The sequence below is a fragment of the Sphingomonas pollutisoli genome (assembly GCF_029167165.1).
Lineage (GTDB): Bacteria > Pseudomonadota > Alphaproteobacteria > Sphingomonadales > Sphingomonadaceae > Sphingomonas > Sphingomonas pollutisoli.
On sequence record NZ_JARFNJ010000001.1, the window covers coordinates 217,478 to 236,718 of the forward strand.

20 protein-coding genes are annotated in these 19,241 nt (G+C 67.2%); 7 read left to right on the forward strand and 13 right to left on the reverse strand.

The window, feature by feature from the left end; all coding sequences use genetic code 11:
* Positions 1–120: 120 nt before the first annotated feature.
* Genes PX554_RS00985 through PX554_RS00995 form a run of 3 tightly spaced genes read left to right on the forward strand, consistent with a single transcriptional unit; the run spans position 121 to position 2,752 of the window.
* Positions 121–1,257 (forward strand): Gfo/Idh/MocA family protein, encoded by a 1,137-nt coding sequence (locus PX554_RS00985; RefSeq protein WP_275498183.1) that lies wholly within the window; start codon positions 121–123, stop codon positions 1,255–1,257.
* On the forward strand, positions 1,254–1,742 hold the full coding sequence (locus PX554_RS00990; protein WP_275498184.1) for a cupin domain-containing protein: 489 nt from the start codon (positions 1,254–1,256) through the stop codon (positions 1,740–1,742). Before PX554_RS00985 ends, PX554_RS00990 begins: the two co-directional genes overlap by 4 nt.
* Positions 1,739–2,752: an SMP-30/gluconolactonase/LRE family protein gene (locus PX554_RS00995; protein WP_093225425.1), complete on the forward strand. Its 1,014-nt coding sequence runs from the start codon at positions 1,739–1,741 to the stop codon at positions 2,750–2,752. The genes PX554_RS00990 and PX554_RS00995 overlap by 4 nt, the downstream gene beginning before the upstream one ends.
* Before the next feature lie 177 nt (positions 2,753–2,929).
* Here PX554_RS00995 and PX554_RS01000 read toward each other — a convergent pair whose 3' ends face one another.
* The gene (locus tag PX554_RS01000) at positions 2,930–4,168 is read right to left on the reverse strand and encodes a capsule biosynthesis protein (RefSeq protein WP_275498944.1); all 1,239 of its coding nucleotides are present in this window, start codon (positions 4,166–4,168) and stop codon (positions 2,930–2,932) included.
* 309 nt (positions 4,169–4,477) lie between these two features.
* On the opposite strand from PX554_RS01000, the gene PX554_RS01005 reads away from it, so the two are divergent.
* On the forward strand, positions 4,478–5,905 hold the full coding sequence (locus PX554_RS01005; protein ID WP_275498946.1) for an LTA synthase family protein: 1,428 nt from the start codon (positions 4,478–4,480) through the stop codon (positions 5,903–5,905).
* A 3-nt stretch (positions 5,906–5,908) separates the two neighbouring features.
* Here the strand turns inward: PX554_RS01005 and PX554_RS01010 are convergent, their stop codons facing one another.
* Positions 5,909–6,679, reverse strand: coding sequence for an SDR family NAD(P)-dependent oxidoreductase (locus PX554_RS01010; protein WP_093225422.1), 771 nt, complete (start codon positions 6,677–6,679; stop codon positions 5,909–5,911).
* Positions 6,680–6,844: 165 nt separating this feature from the next.
* Between PX554_RS01010 and PX554_RS01015 the strand changes: the two genes are divergently transcribed.
* Complete coding sequence (locus PX554_RS01015) at positions 6,845–7,456, forward strand: sterol desaturase family protein (RefSeq protein WP_093225421.1); 612 nt, start codon at positions 6,845–6,847, stop codon at positions 7,454–7,456.
* On the opposite strand, the gene PX554_RS01020 is transcribed toward PX554_RS01015, so the two are convergent.
* The 9 genes from PX554_RS01020 to PX554_RS01060 form a co-directional block, all read right to left on the reverse strand.
* Entirely contained in the window at positions 7,453–8,643 is a 1,191-nt protein-coding gene (locus tag PX554_RS01020; RefSeq protein ID WP_093225509.1) for a glycosyltransferase family 4 protein, read from the reverse strand. The two genes, PX554_RS01015 and PX554_RS01020, sit on opposite strands and share 4 nt — an antisense overlap.
* Positions 8,640–10,148 carry a capsular polysaccharide export protein, LipB/KpsS family gene (locus PX554_RS01025; RefSeq protein ID WP_275498189.1) on the reverse strand — a complete coding sequence of 503 codons (1,509 nt, stop codon included), beginning with the start codon at positions 10,146–10,148 and terminating at the stop codon, positions 8,640–8,642. Before PX554_RS01025 ends, PX554_RS01020 begins: the two co-directional genes overlap by 4 nt.
* A gap of 135 nt (positions 10,149–10,283) precedes the next feature.
* On the reverse strand, positions 10,284–11,336 hold the full coding sequence (rfbB, locus tag PX554_RS01030) for a dTDP-glucose 4,6-dehydratase (protein ID WP_275498191.1): 1,053 nt from the start codon (positions 11,334–11,336) through the stop codon (positions 10,284–10,286).
* Positions 11,329–12,186, reverse strand: coding sequence for a dTDP-4-dehydrorhamnose reductase (rfbD, locus tag PX554_RS01035; protein ID WP_275498193.1), 858 nt, complete (start codon positions 12,184–12,186; stop codon positions 11,329–11,331). Before rfbD ends, rfbB begins: the two co-directional genes overlap by 8 nt.
* Positions 12,183–12,728, reverse strand: a complete 546-nt coding sequence (gene rfbC, locus PX554_RS01040) for a dTDP-4-dehydrorhamnose 3,5-epimerase (protein WP_275498195.1) — start codon at positions 12,726–12,728, stop codon at positions 12,183–12,185. The genes rfbD and rfbC overlap by 4 nt, the downstream gene beginning before the upstream one ends.
* A complete protein-coding gene (gene rfbA, locus PX554_RS01045; protein ID WP_275498197.1) occupies positions 12,725–13,606 on the reverse strand; it encodes a glucose-1-phosphate thymidylyltransferase RfbA in 882 nt (293 codons plus the stop codon). The genes rfbC and rfbA overlap by 4 nt, the downstream gene beginning before the upstream one ends.
* A 95-nt stretch (positions 13,607–13,701) precedes the next feature.
* Positions 13,702–14,298 carry a histidine phosphatase family protein gene (locus PX554_RS01050; protein WP_275498198.1) on the reverse strand — a complete coding sequence of 199 codons (597 nt, stop codon included), beginning with the start codon at positions 14,296–14,298 and terminating at the stop codon, positions 13,702–13,704.
* Positions 14,289–15,134 carry a 3-deoxy-manno-octulosonate cytidylyltransferase gene (locus PX554_RS01055; RefSeq protein ID WP_256326294.1) on the reverse strand — a complete coding sequence of 282 codons (846 nt, stop codon included), beginning with the start codon at positions 15,132–15,134 and terminating at the stop codon, positions 14,289–14,291. Before PX554_RS01055 ends, PX554_RS01050 begins: the two co-directional genes overlap by 10 nt.
* Positions 15,127–16,122 (reverse strand): KpsF/GutQ family sugar-phosphate isomerase, encoded by a 996-nt coding sequence (locus tag PX554_RS01060; RefSeq protein WP_275498203.1) that lies wholly within the window; start codon positions 16,120–16,122, stop codon positions 15,127–15,129. Before PX554_RS01060 ends, PX554_RS01055 begins: the two co-directional genes overlap by 8 nt.
* 156 nt (positions 16,123–16,278) lie before the next feature.
* On the opposite strand from PX554_RS01060, the gene kdsA reads away from it, so the two are divergent.
* Positions 16,279–17,133: a 3-deoxy-8-phosphooctulonate synthase gene (kdsA, locus tag PX554_RS01065; protein ID WP_275498205.1), complete on the forward strand. Its 855-nt coding sequence runs from the start codon at positions 16,279–16,281 to the stop codon at positions 17,131–17,133.
* Between the two features lie 32 nt (positions 17,134–17,165).
* A complete protein-coding gene (locus tag PX554_RS01070; RefSeq protein WP_275498207.1) occupies positions 17,166–17,474 on the forward strand; it encodes a hypothetical protein in 309 nt (102 codons plus the stop codon).
* 7 nt (positions 17,475–17,481) lie between these two features.
* Here PX554_RS01070 and PX554_RS01075 read toward each other — a convergent pair whose 3' ends face one another.
* Both PX554_RS01075 and PX554_RS01080 read right to left on the reverse strand, forming a co-directional pair.
* On the reverse strand, positions 17,482–18,000 hold the full coding sequence (locus tag PX554_RS01075; RefSeq protein ID WP_275498209.1) for a phosphoribosyltransferase: 519 nt from the start codon (positions 17,998–18,000) through the stop codon (positions 17,482–17,484).
* A 68-nt stretch (positions 18,001–18,068) separates the two neighbouring features.
* Positions 18,069–19,007 (reverse strand): LysR family transcriptional regulator, encoded by a 939-nt coding sequence (locus tag PX554_RS01080; protein WP_275498210.1) that lies wholly within the window; start codon positions 19,005–19,007, stop codon positions 18,069–18,071.
* Positions 19,008–19,241: the final 234 nt, after the last annotated feature.

Genomic DNA, 19,241 nt, shown 5'->3' on the forward strand with positions numbered 1-19,241 from the left:
CGCACACGCCTCCGCGCCGGGGTTCGCCCCGCGAACGGCGGCGTGGCCGCAGCAGGCCCGAGAGCTTGCGCAACGAGAGGGCCGGCGGATGCCCGGCGCGCCAGTGAGAGGATACGCCCGATGGATCTTGGACGCCGCGACTTCCTGCTTTCCGCCGCGATCGGCTCGATCGTTCCCGTCGCGCTCGCGCCGCACGCGCTTGCGCAGGGCGCGCCGGTGCCGCTGCCGGGCGGGCGCAAGCTCGGCTATGCCATCGTCGGGCTCGGCACCTATGGGCTCGGCGTCATCATCCCGCAGTTCGTGAATTGCACGCACAGCCGGCTCGCCGCGGTCGTCACCGGCGATGCCGCCAAGGGGCGCAAGGTCGCGGCCGAGCACGGGCTCAGCGACAGCGCGGTCTATTCCTACGCCACTTTCGACAGCATCCGCGACAATCCCGATGTCGATATCGTCTATGTCTGCCTGCCCAATTCGATGCACGCCGAATATACGATCCGCGCCGCCAAGGCGGGCAAGCACGTGATGTGCGAGAAACCGATGGCGATCTCGGTCGCCGAATGCGAATCGATGATCGCGGCGTGCAAGGCCGCCAAGCGCAAGCTGATGATCGGCTATCGCTGCCATTTCGAGGCGTTCAACCTCGAAGCGATGCGGCTCGCGCGCGCCGGCGCAGCGGGCAAGATCCGCTATGTCCGCTCCGAACATGGTTTCGTCCAGCGCGATCCGTCGAAGTGGCGGCTCAAGCGCGCGCTGGCCGGCGGCGGCTCGCTGATGGACATGGGCGTCTATTCGCTCCAGGCGGCGCGCTACATGACCGGTGAAGAGCCGATCGCGGTGACCGCGCGCGAATCGACCGACCGCAACGATCCGCGCTTCCACGAGGTCGAGGACATGATCGAATGGACGCTCGAATTCCCCTCGGGCGCGATCGCCGGATGCCAATCAATGTACAGCGCCAACCAAAACCACATCCTGCTGATGGGCGACATCGGCCGGATCGAGCTCGAACCCGCGACACGCTACGACGGCAACCATATGTGGACCGGGCGCGACGGGCGCGAACGCGAGCTGACCCCACCGCCGGGGCCGCGCGCGACTCAGTTCGCGGGCCAGCTCGATCATCTCGCCGAGTGCATCCTCACCAACCGCGAACCGATCGTCTCGGGCGAGGAGGGGCTGCGCGATCTGCGGATCGTCGAGGCGATCTACCGCTCGGCGCGCGAAGGCCGCACGATCCGTCTGGACGGCCGCGCATGAGGGCGCTCCGCTACATCGCGGCGCTCGCGCTGGTCGCGACCGCCGCGCCAGCGCTCGCCCAGACGGCGCCTGCCGATCCGACCGGCCTCGCCAGCGCCGCCGACATTCGGGCGCAAGTCGCGACGATGGCGCGCGAGATGAAGCCGGACCAGCATTTCGCCTGGCGCCCGCTGCTGCATGACGGGCAGACGATCGCCGCGCTCGAATATTGGACGGCGCCGGGCAAGCCCGCGACCCACCCGACCGATGCGGAATATACCACCGTCATCGAAGGCGCGGGAACGCTCGTCTCCGGCGGCCGGATGGTTGATCCCGTCACCACCAAGTCCGGGATGATCGAAGGCAGCCGGATTGAGGGCGGCACCACCCGCGATCTCAAGCCGGGCGACGTCATCCTGATCCCCGCCGGCACGCCGCACTGGTTCGGCATTACCGGCGGCAAGCTGGTGCTGCTCGGCATGAAGCTGCCGCGGGCGGCGAAATGAGCGGCTATCCGATCGGCCGCCGCGGCTTCATCGCCGCCGGCGCGGCGCTGGTCGCGACGCCGGGCTTCGCCGCCGCTCCCACCCCGCACGTGCGACGGCTGTCCCCCGCCCTCGACCGGATCATCGCGCCCGACAGCACGATCGAGACGATCGCCACCGGCATCCGCTGGGCGGAGGGGCCGCTGTGGGTGCCGGGCACGGGATTGCTGTTCTCCGACCCGCCCGCCAACCTGATGCGTCTCTGGACGCGCAACGGCGGCGTGACGCCGTTCCTGTCGCCTTCGGGTGCGGCGGGCACCGATCCCAAACTGGTGCGCGAGCCGGGATCGAACGGGCTCGCGCTCGCGCATGACGGCGCGCTGCTGATCGCCAACAGCGGCGGCCGCAGCATCGATCGCTTCGACCTCAAGACGCGGCGGCGTCGCGTCCTTGTCGATCGTTTCGAAGGCGCGCGCTTCAACAGCCCGAACGATCTGCATGTCGCCAGAAGCGGCGCGATCTATTTTACCGATCCGCCCTATGGCTTTGCCGATGGCGATACTTCGCCGCTCAAGGAAGCCAAGCAGAACGGCGTCTATATGTGGTCGCCGGGCGGCAAGGTCGCGCTGATCGATGGCACGCTCACCCGTCCCAACGGCGTCGCGCTGTCGCCCGACCAACGCCGGCTCTATGTGTCCGTCTCGGACGAGACCGCGCCCAGGATCATGGTCTATGATCTCGACGCACGCGGCACGCCCACCGCAGCGCGTGTCTGGCTCGACGCCGCACCGTTACGGACGGGCGACGCCCCCGGCCTACCCGATGGGATGAAGGTAGCCCGAAACGGCATTTTGTTCTGCTCGGTGCCCGGCGGCATGATGGTGCTGAGCCCGCAAGCCGAGCCGCTGGGGCTGATCGTGTCGGGCAAGGCGATCGCCAATTGCGCGTTCGGCGAGGATGGCGCGACGCTGTTCATGACCGCCAGCGACCGGGTGCTGCGCCTGAGGTTGCGTGGCGGCAACGGCGCGTGACCGGAACCGCCGGTGGGCCGCACGGGCTTTAGGCGCCCGGTCTCGGCATTTGATGGGGCGGGAACGGGAGAAACCCTGTGCGACCGTGGCGGCTCCTTCGTCAACGCCTTCCCGCCGCAAAGATGCTCGAACGCCCTCGGTCGTGCGAACCATGCTGCCGTCTGATCGCAACCCGCTCTAGCTGTCCGCCGCAGGGATTTTGGTTTGTCCGTAGGTCAGTCGGCTTTGCGGCGCCGCCACCTTCAGCGGACTCCCGGCTTCAAAACGGGCGAGCACCCCCTGCGTTACCTTGTCCAACGCCTCGTCCGAGAAGAACCCCCCGGCCACCAGGCAGCGGTCGATCAGCACCCGGCAGAACGCGGCGAACGTCTCGGCATCGGGCTTGCCGGGGTCGCGCCAGAAATCGTCGAGCCGGCCCTGGAAGGTCACGTCCTCGATATCGTACACCGCCTGCCCGAGCGCGATCACCGGCACGTCGAGCGCCAGCGCGAGGGTGCCGCTGGTGCTGTTGATCGTCACCACGCCTTCCGAATCGCGCGCGATCGGCACGATATCGCCGGCTTCAAGATAATCGACCCGGTCGCCGACGCCATACAACTTGGCGAGAGCGGCGGTCTCCATACGCCAATCGCGTACGCCGTTGTCGAGCGGATGCTCCTTCACCACCAGCCGCATGTCGGAAGGCGCGTGAGCGGCGAACGAGGCGATCACCATGCGCAGCGCATCGGCGATGCCGGCGAAGGAAGAATGCAACCGAATCTGCGCGTCCGAATCGAGTTGAAGCGGAAACAGCATGTAGCGCGGCTTGCCCGCAGCGAGTTTCGCCAGCACCTCCTGCGCCCGCGCCGCCGCCGCTTTGCGGCGCAGCAGCCGGCGAGCCCAGCCCATTCCCTCGACCAAGGGGTGCCAGGGGCGGTGATTCTCCCAAAAGGGATAGTACCAGCGCGTCAACACATCGGCGGCGTTATAGGCGAGGCCCTCCAGCGCGCGCCGCTGGAACGAGGACGGCACCGGGTGATGCTGGGCCACCGGCGGCAGCGCGGCGGCCTCGGCACGGTACCAGGCCGGATCGCGCGGCAGCGATGAATGACCGTTCACGCCGCCGAGTTCGAGCGTGACCCAGTCGGGCCGGATATAGCCTTCCTCGAAGACGTGGACCGGAACGTGCAGATCGCGGCACAGCGCGATCGCTGCCATATGCAGCGGGCGACAATCGCCGAACAGCACGACGTCGGTGATCTGGCGCTCGGCGATGATCCGCCGGAGCGCCTCCGGCCAGCCCTCCGCGCTGCCGCGATACTCAATCCCGTTCGGCAGGCGCCAGAACAGCCGGTCTCCACCATTGAAATTGACCTTGTGGACGCCGTAGCCCGCGCGGCTGAGCGCCTGCCCGAGCCGCCGGAACAATGGCCCCATCAGCCCCTGCAACAGCAGGATATTGCGTTGCGCGAGCGGCTGCGGGACGCCGGGCGCGGCGACCTGCGGAATCAGCGCCGGTGCTTGGACGGGCAGTTCGGGCAATCAAACATTCCTTCTTCGTGCCCGGCACTTCCCTGGAATTGTCGCCGGTGCGCGCGGCCATATAGATCGCGCTTGGTCTTTCAAGTCACGGCGCGGTGACAGCCACAAGGACCGCCGCTATAGCCGCCGCGTCGTTCTCTCTTTTGGGCGCGCGGCGTGGCATAATCGAGGCTGGCAACGCGACCAATTGTGGCAAAGGCTGTGATGTATTTGCTGGCGACGCTGGTCGGGTCGTTGCTGCTCGACTCGATAGTGCGTCCGCGCCCGATTCGCGGGCGCCACGGTCTCGGCGTGGCGCTGCACCTTCTGGTGGTGACGGCGACATTCGGGCTGTTCCTCACCTTGGCGGGGAACGCGGCGGTGGCGGCGGTGCTTGGCTGCGCGCTGATGGCGCTGTTCACGGTGGCATCGAACGCCAAATACAAGATGCTCGGCGAGCCCCTGGTCTTCACCGATCTGGCGCTGCTCGCGGCGGTGGTGCGCCACCCGCGCTTCTATTTCACGGCGATTTCGGTCCGACAGCGCGTGTTGATGGCGTTTGGTGCGGCGGCGGCGCTGGTCGCGCTGATCTCGCTAATCTCGCTGGAGGCGTCGCCGCATGTGACGGGCGCGGTGATGTTGCTGGCGGCCAGCGGCGGATTGTGGCTGATGCTGCGCGAGGGTGCGCTCGGCGACGCGATGCGCGTACCCGACCTGGAACGCGACCTGCTGCGCTTCGGCCTGATCGCGACGTTGGTGAGCTATTGGCGGCGCTGGCGTGACACCGCCGACCCGCCGCCCTGCCCGCCCCGTGCCGCGACCGCCCCCGCCGCGCCCGAACTGATCGTGATCGTGCAGTGCGAATCCTTTGTCGACCCGGTCGAGATCGGCGGCGACGCGAGCCTCGCCCTGCCGGGCCTGACGCGCGCGCGCGTCGGCGCATGGCAACATGGCGATCTCGCGGTGAGCGGATTCGGCGCCTACACGATGCGAACCGAATATGGCGTGCTGTTCGGCCGCAGCGAGGCCGAGCTCGGCTTCCGCCGCTACGGTCCGTTCCTGACCGCGCACGGCGAGACGACGCTCGCGCTGCCGGCGCGGTTGGGCGCGGCGGGGTATCGCGGCATTTTCGTCCACCCGCACGATCTGGGCTTCTACGGGCGCGACCGGCTGATGCCCGCGATCGGGTTCGACCGGGTGATCGGCGAGGACGGCTTCGCCCCGATACCGCCGGGCGCCGGCCGCTATGTCGACGATCGTACTCTCGGCGCGAAACTCGGCGACCTCGCCGAGACGGCGGAGGCGCCGACCCTGCTCTACGCGGTGACGATGGAGAATCACGGCCCGTGGGACGCCGGTCGCGTACCGGGGTCGCCGGGTGGGCTCGACGCCTATCTCCAGCATGCGCGCAGCAGCGACACGATGCTGAGCGACCTCGTCGAACGGCTCGCCGCCGACGGCCGCCCCGCGCTGCTCGTGTTCTTCGGCGATCATCGGCCGAGCATCCCCGGCGTCAGCATGCCCGGAGGCGCGCGACATACGCCCTATGTGATGATGCGCTTCGCCGCCGGTGGCGTACCGATGCGGGGGCCGGGCCGGATCGACCTGACGCCCGACGAACTGCACCACGCGGTCTTGCGCAGCGTCTTGTGAGGCTCACACCTCGGGCGGTGTGAGGCTGAGCAGCAGGCGGTCGCGCAAGGCGCGGGGCAGCAGGCGGTCGAACCAGCGCAGCCACACGAAGGGCCATGGCAGGATCGCGTGCGCTTGCCCCCGCGCCGCCGCCCGTGCGATCCGCGCGGCCGCATCGGCCGGGCGCATCAGGAACGGTTTGGGGCCGGGCGTGCGCCGTGCCGCCGCAGTATCGATAAAGCCTGGCGAAACGAGGGTGACCCGGACCCCGTGCGGCTTCACCCCGATCCGCAGGGCCTCGGCGAAGCGCGCCAGCCCCGCCTTCGATCCGGCATAGCCCGCCGCGAAGGGCAAGGCATGGAAGGCCGCCGCCGATCCGATCAGGACGATCCCGCCCCCGCCGCGACGTGCCATGCGATCCGCCAGCGCCGCCGCCAACGCCGCCGGCGCGACGAAATCGACGAGAGCGAGCCGCGCCACCTGCGCCGCGTCCTCGACCAGCGCGCCGGGTGCGCGGGTATCGCCGAGTCCCGCCGCGAAGATCGCGAGGTCGATCGCATTCGTGGCGTCGTCCTCGTCCAATGCGCTGATGGCGGCGCCGCTGTCCGAAAGGTCGAGCATGCGGATCACGACGCGCGCGCCCGCCGCGCGGCAGGCGGCGGCGACCCCCTCCAGCCGCGCCGCGTCTCGCCCCCATAGCAGCAGGCTGCGGCTTGGCGCGGCATACTGTCGCGCTAGCGCGCCACCCAAGCCACCCGACGCGCCGGTGATGAGGATATGGTTCGGGGGCGTCATTGGCCCATCATGCTAGCGACATTGAAAGTGTTGCTTTTATGCATTCGGTCCCAGTCTTATGCACATTGGCGGGTTTCTGCTGCGTCGCAACTTGACAGCGGGCGCGCGGCAGTGCCCATACGATCCGAACGTGTACGCGTCGATCCGGGAAGAGCGAAGCAATCCATGATGAAGTCCGGGTCCAGGCCCCACCGCATAAGGCTGTTCCAGAACAATCTGCTCGAGCGCTTCACGTTGATCTCGCCGCTCGCCTTTGCCGCGACATGGGCGGTATTTCTTGCGATCACGGTGCGCGCGAGCTGGGGCGCGGTGAGCTTTCTGCCCTCGCTCGCGCTCGTCGCGGCGGGGCTGCTGATCTGGTCACTGTTCGAATATGCGATGCACCGCTTCATCTTCCACCTCAAGCTGCGCTCCAAGTTCGGCCAATGGCTGATCTTCCTGACCCACGGCAATCACCACGTCATGCCGAACGACGAGATGCGCAACATCATGCCCCCGATCGTCAGCGTGACGATCTCATGCGGGGTCTGGGCGTTGTTGTACGCGGCGTTCGGGCCAGCCGGATCGGTGATCTTCCTTGGATTCGCCATCGGCTATGTCGTGTACGACAGCGTGCATTATGCTTGCCACCAGTTCCCGATGCGCGCGCCGGTGCTGCGGCAGTTGCGCAAACACCATATTCGGCATCATTACGCCAAGCAGGAAGGCAATTTCGCGATCACCGCGATCTTTTGGGATCGGGTGTTCGGCACCGAGGTTCCCATCAAGAAGCGCTAGGCGCACAGCGCTTCGATCGCATCGCACAGGATGGCGATGTGATCCTCCCAGCTTGGCGCCCGCCACGCCGCAAGCCGCGCATGTTGGGCGACATGGAGCGGCCCGCCGCGGAAATGATCGAGGATCGCCGCGCGCCAGCCAGGGCCGTCGAGCGGGTCGATGAAGTCGGGCGCGTCGCCACCGGCTTCGCGCAAGGCCGGCAGATCGCTGCAAATCACCGGCGTGCCGACCGATAAAGCCTCCGTCACCGGCATGCCGAACCCCTCGGCGAAAGACGGCAGCAGCAGCGCGCGCGCGCCGCGGAGCAGATCGCGCAGAGCGCCATCGGAGCAGCCGTTGCGTTCCTCGACATGGCCGACGAGCGCCGGGCAGCGTTCGAGCATGTCGATCACCTGTTCGTTCTCCCAACCGCGCCGACCGACGATGACGAGGCGCGGCACCGCGGCGGCCTGCAGCGATTCGGCCATCGCACGCCACAGGTTGAGCAGCAGCAGGTGATTCTTGCGCGGTTCGATCGTACCGACGCAGAGGAAATAGGGTTGCTCGGGGATCGGCTCGCAAGCCTCCACCCGGGGCATGTCATGCGTGCCGAGCAACGCGACGTGAGTCGGGATATCGCGCCCCGCCCGCTCCAGCCATGGCCTCAGCGATTCGCCGGTCGCGGCGGAGTTGACGATGACGCCGTCGGCAAGCGCGGCGACCGTTTCTATCCGCCGGCGGTGGAGCGCCGCGCCGTTGGGGCGGGCATATTCGGGATAGTCGATCGGGATCAGATCATGGACGAGGCACAGGAAGCGCGCCTGTTCACGCGTCAGGATCTGTCGCACCAGATCGGGTTTGGTGAGGTGATGCGGCGAGGCCTGCACGTAAACGCTGCTCGTCGCCCCGCGCGGCGCTATCGGCAGCAGGTCGAGCAGCGCGGGCAAAACGGTCGCGATCGAACGGGGTTTGGCGTCGCCATCCTCGAGCGCCCAGCGCGCCTCCAGCATATCGAGAAACCGCAGCGCCTTGGCGGCGGGCAGCCGGCCATAGCGCCCGAACGGATGGACGATCGCGAAGCCCAGCCGATCACCGTATCGCGCGTGCAATCCGCGCGCATAGGCCATTTCGACCCGGTCGACGCCGGACGGCGTATGATGCCGCACGCGCGACACCAGCCGGGACAGATCGAGAATCACCGCGCTCATCGCCGCCACGTCACCAACCGCCCTTGTACTTGCTTGAGCCGGGTCACCCAGCCGAGCCGATTGCGCGCCGCGCCCGCTTCCATGCGGCCGATCAGCACCTCGGGCGTACAGGGTAGTCCAGTCACCGGATCGAGGTAGCGCGGGTAGGCGATCAGCACCCCGGCGACGAGCGCCTCGAGCGTCAGCGCGCGCGCGCGCCGGGCGGGCACGGCGGCGAGATCGCGCGTCAGGCCCCAACCCGCGTAAAAGGGCACGCCGTGACAGGTTACCTCACGTCCGCGCAGCAGCGCCTCGAACCCGGTCAGCGAGGTGAGAACATGCACTGCGTCGACGGTGTCGAGCAACGGCGCCATCCCGCCGCCGCGCACGATCCGGTCGGCATGGAGCAGAGCATCGGCATCGCGCACCGCGCCGACACGGTGCCCGGCATCGACATCGGGATGGGGGCGGAACCAGATCTCCGCATCCGGCTCGAGCGCACGCGCGCGCCGCAACACCTCGAGATTGCTGGCCAGCCCCGCCCCGCCCAGCCGCACCGACATGTCATCTTCAACCTGCCCCGCCACCAGAACGAGCCGGCGGCCCGCGTTCCGGCTCCGGACCGGCTGAGCGGCATCCTGGCCATATTTGCTGATCCCGGTCGAGACGATCGTCTCGCGAAGCCGCGCGGCGCGGGCGAGCATCGCGGGTGGGAAATCCTCGTGCGCGAGCAAGGTTTCGAGGTCGCTCGGATCCGCGGGATCATAATGGATGCCGAGCCGGTCCACCGCGATCGAAGACGGCGGCACGAGATTGCTGCCCAGCCCGACCGAGCGCACAAAGCCATCCTCGACCCGCACCAGCGGCACCCCGCGGGCCGCCGCGTCCGCGATCAGCGCCGCCGAGACCCGCGACGGCCACACCGCCAGCGCGCCGCGCTGTCGCTCGGCATGGGCCAGCGCAGCGCGTTCGGAACGGAAGAAGCGCATCGGGTGTGCGGGCGTCCACAGGAAGCGCGCGATCTCACGCCGCTTCCACCAACTGAAGCCGCAACCGGCGACGATATTGCGATTGGCGGCGAAGATCCGCCGCCACTCGCCGAGCAACGCCACCGTCGCGTCGACAGTCGCATCCTCGCCTGTGAACGGATCGCGGTAGCGCGTCGCCGCGAGGTCGTCCGCTACGCGGCGGCGCAGCACCATAGCATCATCGCCGGGCGCACCAAATCTACCGGGGCTGAGGACGCGGACCGGGTCGCCCGCGATGATTGCCAGCCCCAGCCATTCGTCGTCACCATCCGCGACCAGCGTCGCACCGCCGCCGAGCAGCGACCACGGATCGACCGCCGCCGCCGGATCGACCAACAGCGCATCCGGCACGTCGGCCAGCGCGGCGCGGGCGCGCACGATCGCGGTTTCGCCACCCCGCTCCACCGGCCGCGCCCAGAACGTGCCGCCGACGCGGGCCTGTCGAACGCTCGTGAACAACCGCTCAGCCGCCGCAGGGGCAAGCGTCCGCGACGGCATCGGATCGAGCCGGGTGACGCACGCATCAATTCCGGGAAATGGCGGAGAACGAAGCAACGGAGCACCCATCCTCGCGCTCTTCCGCAATGGCCCGATGGATGCAAGCGAAGGTTCGGCAGCGGTACGTGCCGCGCACTATCGTGTCAGCGGCTTCCACCAGTCCTCGCGGTCGAGATACCAGCGCAACGTCTCCGAAAAGCCCTGCGCGAAATCGCGTTTCGGCGCATAGCCGAGTTCGGAGCGCGCCTTGGTTTCGTCGATCGCATAGCGGCGATCATGTCCCTTGCGGTCGATGACGAAGGTCTTGAGCTCGGCGCTCGGGCGCCCACGCGCGGCGGGCGCGTCCGGATAGCGACCCGCAAGCGTCGGATCGCTCGCGAACGCCGCGTCGACGGCGTCGCATATCTCCTGAACCACCCGGAGATTCGGCAGTTCCTGCCCACCCCCGATATTATACGCCTCGCCCGGTCGGCCGGCGCAAATCGCCAGTTCGATCCCGCGGCAATGATCCTCGACGTGAAGCCAGTCGCGTACGTTCATGCCGTCGCCATAGATCGGCAGGGGCCGGCCGCTGAGTGCGTTGATCAGGAACAGCGGGATCAGCTTTTCCGGAAATTGGTACGGCCCGTAATTGTTCGAGCAGTTGCTGGTCGTCGTGTCGAGGCCGTAGGTATGGTGATAGGCGCGAACGAGGTGGTCGGACCCGGCCTTGGACGCCGCATACGGAGAGTTGGGCGCATAGGGCGTATCCTCCCGAAACGCGGCATCATCGGGACCGAGTGATCCATAGACCTCGTCGGTCGAAACATGGTGAAAACGGTGCGGGCGCCCCGTTCCCTCGTCCAGCCAAACAGTTCGCGCGGCCTTCAACAAACTGTGCGTACCGACGACGTTGGTCGTGACGAAAGCGTCGGGGCCGGCGATCGAGCGATCGACGTGGCTTTCGGCGGCGAAATGAACGATCGTGTCGATCCCGCGACCACGCAGCAGCGCCTTCACCAGATCGTCGTCGCAAATGTCCCCGACGACGAGTTCCACGCCCGGCAGGCCACCGAGGTTGGCCGGGTTGCCAGCATACGTGAGCGCATCGAGCACCACGATCGCATCATCGGGCGCGACCTTGCGCCAATAATGTACGAAATTGGTGCCAATAAAGCCGGCACCCCCGGTCACGAGGAGGTCAGCCATCAGCCTTGATCGCTTCGATCATGACACGCAACTGTACGCGCCAATGCGGTGCGGGATCACCAAGCATCGCAGAGGTCAATTGCGTGTCGAGCACAGAATATGGTGGCCGCTCGGCCAAGGTCGGATAATCCGCGGTCTTGATCGGAACGATCGGGACCGCCCGGTCGAGCAGGCCCGCGGCCAGTCCCTCTTCCTGGATCGCGACCGCGAAATCATACCAACTCGCCACGCCGCTGTCGGTATAATGGAAAATCCCTCTCGCGCGGCGCGCCGCCAGTTTCCACAGAGCGTGGGCCAGCCCAATCGCATAGGTCGGCGTACCGACTTGGTCGGCAACCACCCGCACTTGGGACCGCTCGCGCACCGCGCGAAGCATCGTCCGCACGAAATTATGGCCCGTCGGCGCATAGAGCCACGCGGTACGCACAATCAGCCCCTCGGGTCCGGCGGCGTGTTCCCCGGCGAGCTTGGTACGGCCATACACGCCGAGCGGCCCCGTCGGCGCGTCCGGGGCATAGGGCACGCCGGAGCGGCCGCCGAATACGAAATCGGTGGAGACGTGGACGAAATGCGCGCCCACACCCCGCGCCGCGTCGGCAAGATGGCGAACCGCGATCGTATTGATCGCATGCGCTCGCGCCGGCTCGCGCTCGGCCTCGTCGACCGCGGTGTAGGCGGCCGAGTTGAACACCACGTCCGGCGCCTCGGCCGCGACCACGGCCGCCACGCGCGCCATGTCGCAGATGTCGAGCGCGCCGCGATCGAAGGACGCGACCACCGCTCCCGGTGGCACGGTCATCAGCAACGATCGGCCGAGTTGTCCGCCGGCTCCGACGACGACAGCCTTCACGGATAGCCCTGGATATCGGCGAAGGCGCCGCCGAGCGTGTCCTTGCCCGAGAGTCGCGGCTCGAAGCCGTCGATCGGCCATTCGATGGCAAGATCGGGGTCATTCCACATCAGCGCTCGCTCCGATGCGGGATCATAAAAGCTGGTGCACTTGTAGAGGACGTCGGTATCATCCGCCAAGCTCAGGAAGCCATGCGCGAAACCGGGGGGCACCCAAAACATGCGCTTGTTCGCCGCCGATAGCTCGAGTCCGAACCATTTGCCGAAATGGCTCGATGAGCGGCGGAGGTCCACTGCCACATCCCACGCCCGCCCGGCGGTGACGCGAACAAGCTTCCCTTGCGCATTCGGGTTCTGATAGTGCAACCCGCGGAGCACGGCGCGCGCGGACCGGCTGTGATTGTCCTGAACGAACACCGAACCGAGACCCAGCTCGGCGAACCGCGCGGCGTTCCAGCTCTCGAAGAAAAAACCGCGAGCGTCATCGAAGACCACTGGCTCCACGATCAACAGGTCGGGAATGCCGGTTGCGATGATCTTCACGCGAAAACCTTCCCGTCGAGCAGGCTCATCAGATACTCGCCATAGCCGCTCTTGCGCAGCGGCGCGGCGATTCTTTCGAGCGCCGAGTCGTCGATAAATCCCTTGCGCCAGGCGACTTCTTCAGGGCAGCAGATCTTCAATCCCTGCCGCTCCTCGGTTATCCGGACGAACTGGGCGGCGTCGATCAGGGAATTGTGCGTGCCGGTATCGAGCCAGGCATAACCACGCCCCATCAACTCGACCGAAAGTTTCCCCGCCGTGAGATACAGCCGGTTCAGATCGGTGATCTCCAGCTCGCCGCGCGGCGACGGCCTCAGCGTGCGGGCGCGATCCACCGCCGTGCCATCGTAAAAATACAGGCCGGTCACCGCATAATTGGAACGCGGGTAGGTAGGCTTCTCTTCGATCGTCTCGGCGCGCCCTTCCGCATCGAAGGAGACAACACCGTAAGCGGTGGGATCGGCGACGTAATAGCCGAAGACGGTGGCGCCATCGGCGCGTGCATCAGCGCGGCGGAGTATATCCTGCAAGCCGTGCCCATAGAAGATGTTGTCGCCGAGGATAAGCGCGGACGGCTGATCGCCAACGAAATCGGCACCGATGTGATATGCTTGCGCCAGCCCCGCCGGCACAGGCTGCACCGCATAACTGAACGCGACGCCGAAGTCGCCGCCATCGCCCAGCAAGCGCTGGAACGCGGTCTGGTCTGCCGGAGTCGTGATGATGAGGATGTCGCGGATGCCCGTCATCATCAGCACCGACAGCGGATAGTAGATCATCGGTTTATCATAGACGGGCATCAACTGTTTCGAGACGCCGCGGGTCAGCGGATAGAGCCGCGTTCCCGATCCGCCCGCCAGGATGATTCCCTTCCGCATTCAGCCCCCATCTTATCGGGCGATTGTTCCGGCGTGCCGCGTTCCTGGCAAGCGATACCGCTATATCGAGGAATGAAAACGTCAAACCGGCGCCGTCACGGCCGCCGGTCCCAATCGATAAGGCGTAGCCCGTCCGCATCGCATGCGATCACCCCGTACGCCCCGGTGCGCAGCTTCAGCGAGGGGAGCGCCTCCGCCTGCCGCCTTAGCGACTCGTCGGAGCGGAGCGCGAAGCGCGCGGCGCCGTTGCTGGTGACGACCAGCACGCGCCCGGCCCCTTGCCTCCACAGATCGCGCCAGCCCGCCAGCCGGCGCTCCGCATCGACGATCCACCCGCCGGGCACGCGCGCCTCGGCGTCCCAGGCGGCGAGCGCGGCGTGGCCGATCCGGGCGAGCACCGCGTCCTCGGCCGCGTCCTCGTCGGGGCCGTGATCGATTTCGGTGAGCCAGTCGGCGTCTTCGATCGTCGGTGCATCGGCCCGCGTCGCGAGGATCGCTTCGACGGTCGCGCGCGTGCGCAGCAGCGGTGCCGCCAAGACGCGGTCGAATCCCGGCAAAGCTGCGCCCAGTGCGCGCGCCTGCGCCTGCCCGCTCGCGACGAGCGGCAGATCGGTGCGCGCGCCGATCCGGCGAGGCGGCTCGCCAGTTTCGAACGTGTTGCCGTGTCGGACGATTGTGACGATCAGGCCCATGAGAGATGCGGCTCGCCATGTTCGGCGATCAACGCTTCCGCCATCGCGACGTCCTCGGGCGTATCGATGCCCGACATCGCATGGCGCGGCGGCGCGACCGCGACGGTCAGGATGTCCTCGCCGGTTTCGAGGAAGCGCAACTGCTCCAAACCCTCCAGCACTTCATAGGGGGTCGGCTCGGTTTCTTCGAAACGCCGCAGCGCCGCGAAACGATAGGCGTACAGGCCGATATGGCGGAAAATCGGCGACAGGTCGCTCGCCCCGCGCAACCGTCCCTCGTTGCGGATCGCCGGGATGACGGCTTTCGAAAACCACAAGGCGCGATCGTCCGCGCGCCGCGCGCAGGTCGTGCCGCTGAACGGCGACGCCAGCTTGTGCGCGCGCAACGCATCGAGCGCGCGCCAATCGAGCCGCACCACCGGCGTCGCGACCCCGCACGGGGAGGCGCGTAACGCCGTGATCAACGCGGCGATCATGTCGGGTGCGGCGAACGGCGCATCGCCCTGCAAGTTCACGACGATTGGCGGCGGAACCAACCGCTCGCGCGCGACCGCCCAGGCGCGGCCCGACCCCGAGGTGATCGCGGGATCGGTCATCACCGCGGCGCATCCGAGTTCGCGAGCATGGTCCAGGATGCGCGGATCGTCGGTCGCGACCACCACCTCGGCATTGCCGACGCGGCGCGCGCCCTCGCGTGCGATCGCGACGACACGCGACAACAAGGTGCGCCCGGCGATCGAGACCAGCGGCTTGCCCGGCAGCCGGGTCGAGCCGTACCGCGCGGGGATGACGATCAGGTCGGGCGGCGCGTCTCCGGCCCCGCGTGTGTCAGGCAACGCCGGCCCGCAGCATGTCGTGGAGGTGAACCACGCCGACCAGCCGCTCGTCCTCGCAGACGAACAGCACCGACACCGCCTTTTCATTGAGGATGCGCAGGGCGTCCGAGCTCAGCGTCTCGGGCGCGACCACGATCGGCGTCTGCGTCATATGGTGGCGAATGTCGTCACCGAGATGCTTGTTGGCGAAACTGCGGCGAAGATCGCCATCGGTGAATGCGCCGACCAACCGGTCCGCCTCATCGACCACGGCGGTGCAACCGTAGCGCTTCTGGCTCATCTCGATGGTCGCGTCCTGGAGCGACGCGCCGATCCGCACCACCGGCACTTCCGCGCCGCGCGCCATCAGTTGCGCGACGGTGGCGAGTTGCGCGCCGAGCCTGCCGCCGGGGTGGAAGGTGAGGAAATCGGAGCGGGTGAAACCCCGCCGCTCGATCAGCGCGACCGCGAGCGCGTCGCCGAGCACGACCTGTACCGTCGTCGAGGATGTCGGCGCGAGCTGGTTCGGACACGCTTCCTGCACCATCGGCAGCGCCAGGCAGATATCGGCGGCGCGACCGGCGGTGCTGTCGGGGCACGCGGTCGCGACGATCAGCTTCACGCCGAAACGCCGGCAATAAGCGATGATGTCACCAAGCTCGGTCGTCTCGCCCGACCAGCTCAGCGCCATGACGATATCGTCGCGCCCAATCGTGCCGAGGTCGCCGTGGCTCGCGTCGCCGGGATGGAGGAACAGCGCCGGCGTGCCCGTCGAGGTCATCGTCGCGGCGATCTTGCGCGCGACGAGCCCGCTCTTGCCCATGCCGGTGACGATCAGCCGGCCGGTATGTCCGCTGATCGCGCTGACGGCGGCGGTGAAGCTCTGTCGAAGCGGCCCGACATGCAGTGCTTCCGAAAGCGCGCGGAGCGCGTCCATCTCGATTCGCGTGGTGCGCAGCGCGGACAGCAGGCCGGGTTCGTCCGCGCCTTTGGTGGCAATCGCCGGCATAACATTCCCCAATGGCGGCGCTTTAGCGTCTGCCGCCGTGTCTATAAGGCCATCGCATTGACTTCCAGCGCTTTTGCGGCGCAGGGAACCGATACGCGACCGTCTGTTGCTCCTAAGAGACAGGTTCCCGCGCGTGGCAAGTCTAACGAGGTCGTGATGCGTCTGTTTGGGCAGGAAATTGGTCCGAATCAGAAGATGTTCTTCATCGCCGGGCCTTGCGTGATCGAAAGCGAATCGTTCGCGCTCGCGACCGCGACGCGGCTGCGCGCGATCGCCGACCGGCTCGGCGTGCTGCTGATCTACAAGAGTTCGTTCGACAAGGCGAACCGCAGTTCGGGCACGTCGTTCCGTGGCCCCGGTATCGACGAGGGCCTGCGCATTCTCGAGAAGGTCCGTGCCGAAACCGGACTACCGGTGCTGACCGACGTGCATGGCGAGGACCAGGTGCGCGCCGTCGCCGAGGTGGTCGATGTGCTGCAAACCCCCGCCTTCCTCGCGCGGCAGACCGATTTCATTGCGGCGGTGGCGGCGTCGGGCAAGCCGGTCAACATCAAGAAGGCGCAGTTCATGGCGCCGGGCGACATGGCGCACGTCGTCGCCAAGGCGCGCGCGGCGGCCGAAGGCGCGGGCGTCCCCGCCGACTTCATGGTGTGCGAACGCGGCGCGAGCTTCGGTTACAACAATCTCGTGTCGGACATGCGCGGCCTCGCGATCATGCGGGAAACCGGCTGCCCGGTGGTGTATGACGCGACGCATTCGGTGCAATTGCCCGGCGGACGCGGCACCACCTCGGGCGGGCAGCGCGAGCATGTGCCCGTGCTGGCGCGTGCCGCCGTCGCGGCGGGCATCTCGGGCCTGTTCATGGAAACCCATCCCGATCCCGACAATGCGATGTCGGACGGCCCTAACAGTTGGCCGCTCGACCGGCTCGAACCCCTGCTGACCCGGCTGCTCGCGATCGACGCGATCGTGAAAGACGGCGGCTTTGAGGAGCAGGCGCTGGTCGCGTGAGGCGGAACACGAATGCCGCGCGTTGAAGCACGATGTTCGCGCACGTTCCCGTCTCGCTCGGCATCCAGCTCGCCTGCTGGGCGCTGGGACGCAGACTCGGTGCCTCGACCAAGGCGTCGCTGTGGCTCGGCTGCTTCGCGGGGGCGGCGGTGTGCATCATGCGCGAGATCACGCAGCGCGAATATCAATGGATCGAGCAGTTCGGTGACGGCCGGCGCGCCAACATGCCGGGCTACGCCGGCCTTGAGGTGTGGGAATGGAACGCGCATTCGCTTAGCGAAACGGCGGTTGCGATATCCGCTTCGGTCGCGTTCGCGGCGTTCGTGACGCGGCGGCGTTAGCCGCGGGTCAGGCAAACCGCTCCGGCACCGACATGGCTTCCTCGACGATCGTCGCGCTCATGCCCACCGCTTCCCACGGGAATACGAACCAGCGCTTGTCCTGGTCGCGGTCGATAGTCTCCGCGCGGTAATCGACCCGCGCTTGCGAGCGAATATTGTCCAGCACCACCGCGAAGCGCAGATTGCCGCTGTCGCAGCCGGTCTCGGCGAGCAGTTTGCGAATATAGGCGATCGTGCCGCCGCTGTCGTTGATGTCATCGACGAACAGCAACCGCTCGCCCGCGGCGCTTTTCTCCGCCACCTTGCGCAGCAGCTCGTCGGCGAAGCCCGGCACCTTGGACGAATGATCGACCGATAGCATCGGGAGGTTGAGCTGGTGCGAGATGAACACCGCCGGCACCAGCCCGCCGCGCCCGATGCCGATCACGAAATCGGGCCTCCACTCGCCCGCCGAAACGCTCGCAGCGACGGTGCGGACATCGGCGAGGAACGCCTCATAGGGGATGTAATAGAGGTCCGGGCTCATGATCGGGCGAATCCAGAATGCTGGGAGGAAGCGCCCCGGATATCGTCTCGGCGCGCGGGCGGCAATCGTTACACCTCGGGAGCGACGGTCGGGGCCGCACCGGCATAGCCGAGTTGGGCGAAATCATTCTCGATCTCGGCCAGCACGATGCTCGCCGCATAAGACGGTGTGCGCGCGGTCGCGGTGCCGAGCGCCAGCGTCATCGGCCGCAGGATCGAATCGGAAATGCGCGTGAAATTGAGCAGCCCGCGCTTGATCTCGGTGAAAACGTCGATCGAGGTGAGGATGCCGATGCCCACACCCTCCAGCACCAGCGACACGATCATCTGGATATTGTCCGAGGTGACGGTCCGGTCGAGCACGACGCCGGTGATCCCCTCCAGCACCGCGATCTGCTGGCTGACCGCGAGCGGTTCGGCGGGCACGATCAGCGCCGAGCCGGTCACCGCCGAGAAACGCGCTTCCTTACGATGCCCGAGCGGGTGATCGGGCGGCGTTATCAGCCCCAGCACCACCTCGACGAAGGCGCGCACGGTGATGCCGCGATAGGATTGCGGCTCGAAGAAGATGCCGAAATCGACCTCTCCGTTCATGATCGCGGCGCGCACCTTGTCGTTCTCGACCACGCGCACGCCGATCGTGATGCCCGGATAGCGGCTCTGGAGCGAGCGGACGATGCCCGGCAGATACCCCTTCGCGAGCGCGTCGATCACGGCGATATCGACATGCCCGCGCTTGAGGCCGCGCAAATCCTCGATCTGCGCGCGAACATCGCTGAGGTTCTTCTGCCACCGGCCACCCGCCGCCATCATGATCTCGCCCGCCGCGGTGAGGCGCAGGCCGGTCGGCAGCCGCTCGAACAGCGGCATGCCCAGGTCGGCTTCGACGTTGAGGATTTGCCGGTCGATCGCCGACGCCGACACGTTGAGCACCTCGGCCGCCTTGCGGATCGAGCCGAGCCGGCCGACCGCCATGAAGTACCGCAGGAAACGCGAAAAGGCCGGCATCGAAGCCCCTCTATTTTTTGCAACGCTCTGTGGGATTCATTGCGTTTGATGGCGCGACGTCAAGCCCCTACGCAAAGATAATGCTGCGATGCCGCACGTGAGCGTCGGCGGACACATCCGAAAAATCAGAGGGAGCATTGCCGCGAGCGGCTAACCGAATAGCACCGAAGGCACCTTAAAACGAATACTATTTTCTTTACAATATGATGAACGCGTATCTACGATGACGCACCG

What these genes read in the sequence shown, in the direction of transcription:
- PX554_RS01005 (WP_275498946.1), top strand. Translation starts at nt 4,478, where the DNA reads ATGTATTTGCTGGCGACGCTGGTCGGGTCGTTGCTGCTCGACTCGATA.
- kdsA (WP_275498205.1), top strand. Translation starts at nt 16,279, where the DNA reads ATGCGTCTGTTTGGGCAGGAAATTGGTCCGAATCAGAAGATGTTCTTC.
- PX554_RS00990 (WP_275498184.1), top strand. Translation starts at nt 1,254, where the DNA reads ATGAGGGCGCTCCGCTACATCGCGGCGCTCGCGCTGGTCGCGACCGCC.
- PX554_RS01060 (WP_275498203.1), bottom strand. Translation starts at nt 16,122, where the DNA reads ATGCCGGCGATTGCCACCAAAGGCGCGGACGAACCCGGCCTGCTGTCC.
- PX554_RS01020 (WP_093225509.1), bottom strand. Translation starts at nt 8,643, where the DNA reads ATGAGCGCGGTGATTCTCGATCTGTCCCGGCTGGTGTCGCGCGTGCGG.
- PX554_RS00995 (WP_093225425.1), top strand. Translation starts at nt 1,739, where the DNA reads ATGAGCGGCTATCCGATCGGCCGCCGCGGCTTCATCGCCGCCGGCGCG.
- PX554_RS01010 (WP_093225422.1), bottom strand. Translation starts at nt 6,679, where the DNA reads ATGACGCCCCCGAACCATATCCTCATCACCGGCGCGTCGGGTGGCTTG.
- PX554_RS01075 (WP_275498209.1), bottom strand. Translation starts at nt 18,000, where the DNA reads ATGAGCCCGGACCTCTATTACATCCCCTATGAGGCGTTCCTCGCCGAT.
- PX554_RS01015 (WP_093225421.1), top strand. Translation starts at nt 6,845, where the DNA reads ATGATGAAGTCCGGGTCCAGGCCCCACCGCATAAGGCTGTTCCAGAAC.
- PX554_RS01025 (WP_275498189.1), bottom strand. Translation starts at nt 10,148, where the DNA reads ATGCCGTCGCGGACGCTTGCCCCTGCGGCGGCTGAGCGGTTGTTCACG.
- rfbB (WP_275498191.1), bottom strand. Translation starts at nt 11,336, where the DNA reads ATGGCTGACCTCCTCGTGACCGGGGGTGCCGGCTTTATTGGCACCAAT.
- PX554_RS01080 (WP_275498210.1), bottom strand. Translation starts at nt 19,007, where the DNA reads ATGCCGGCCTTTTCGCGTTTCCTGCGGTACTTCATGGCGGTCGGCCGG.
- PX554_RS01050 (WP_275498198.1), bottom strand. Translation starts at nt 14,298, where the DNA reads ATGGGCCTGATCGTCACAATCGTCCGACACGGCAACACGTTCGAAACT.
- rfbA (WP_275498197.1), bottom strand. Translation starts at nt 13,606, where the DNA reads ATGCGGAAGGGAATCATCCTGGCGGGCGGATCGGGAACGCGGCTCTAT.
- PX554_RS00985 (WP_275498183.1), top strand. Translation starts at nt 121, where the DNA reads ATGGATCTTGGACGCCGCGACTTCCTGCTTTCCGCCGCGATCGGCTCG.
- PX554_RS01070 (WP_275498207.1), top strand. Translation starts at nt 17,166, where the DNA reads ATGTTCGCGCACGTTCCCGTCTCGCTCGGCATCCAGCTCGCCTGCTGG.
- PX554_RS01000 (WP_275498944.1), bottom strand. Translation starts at nt 4,168, where the DNA reads ATGGGGCCATTGTTCCGGCGGCTCGGGCAGGCGCTCAGCCGCGCGGGC.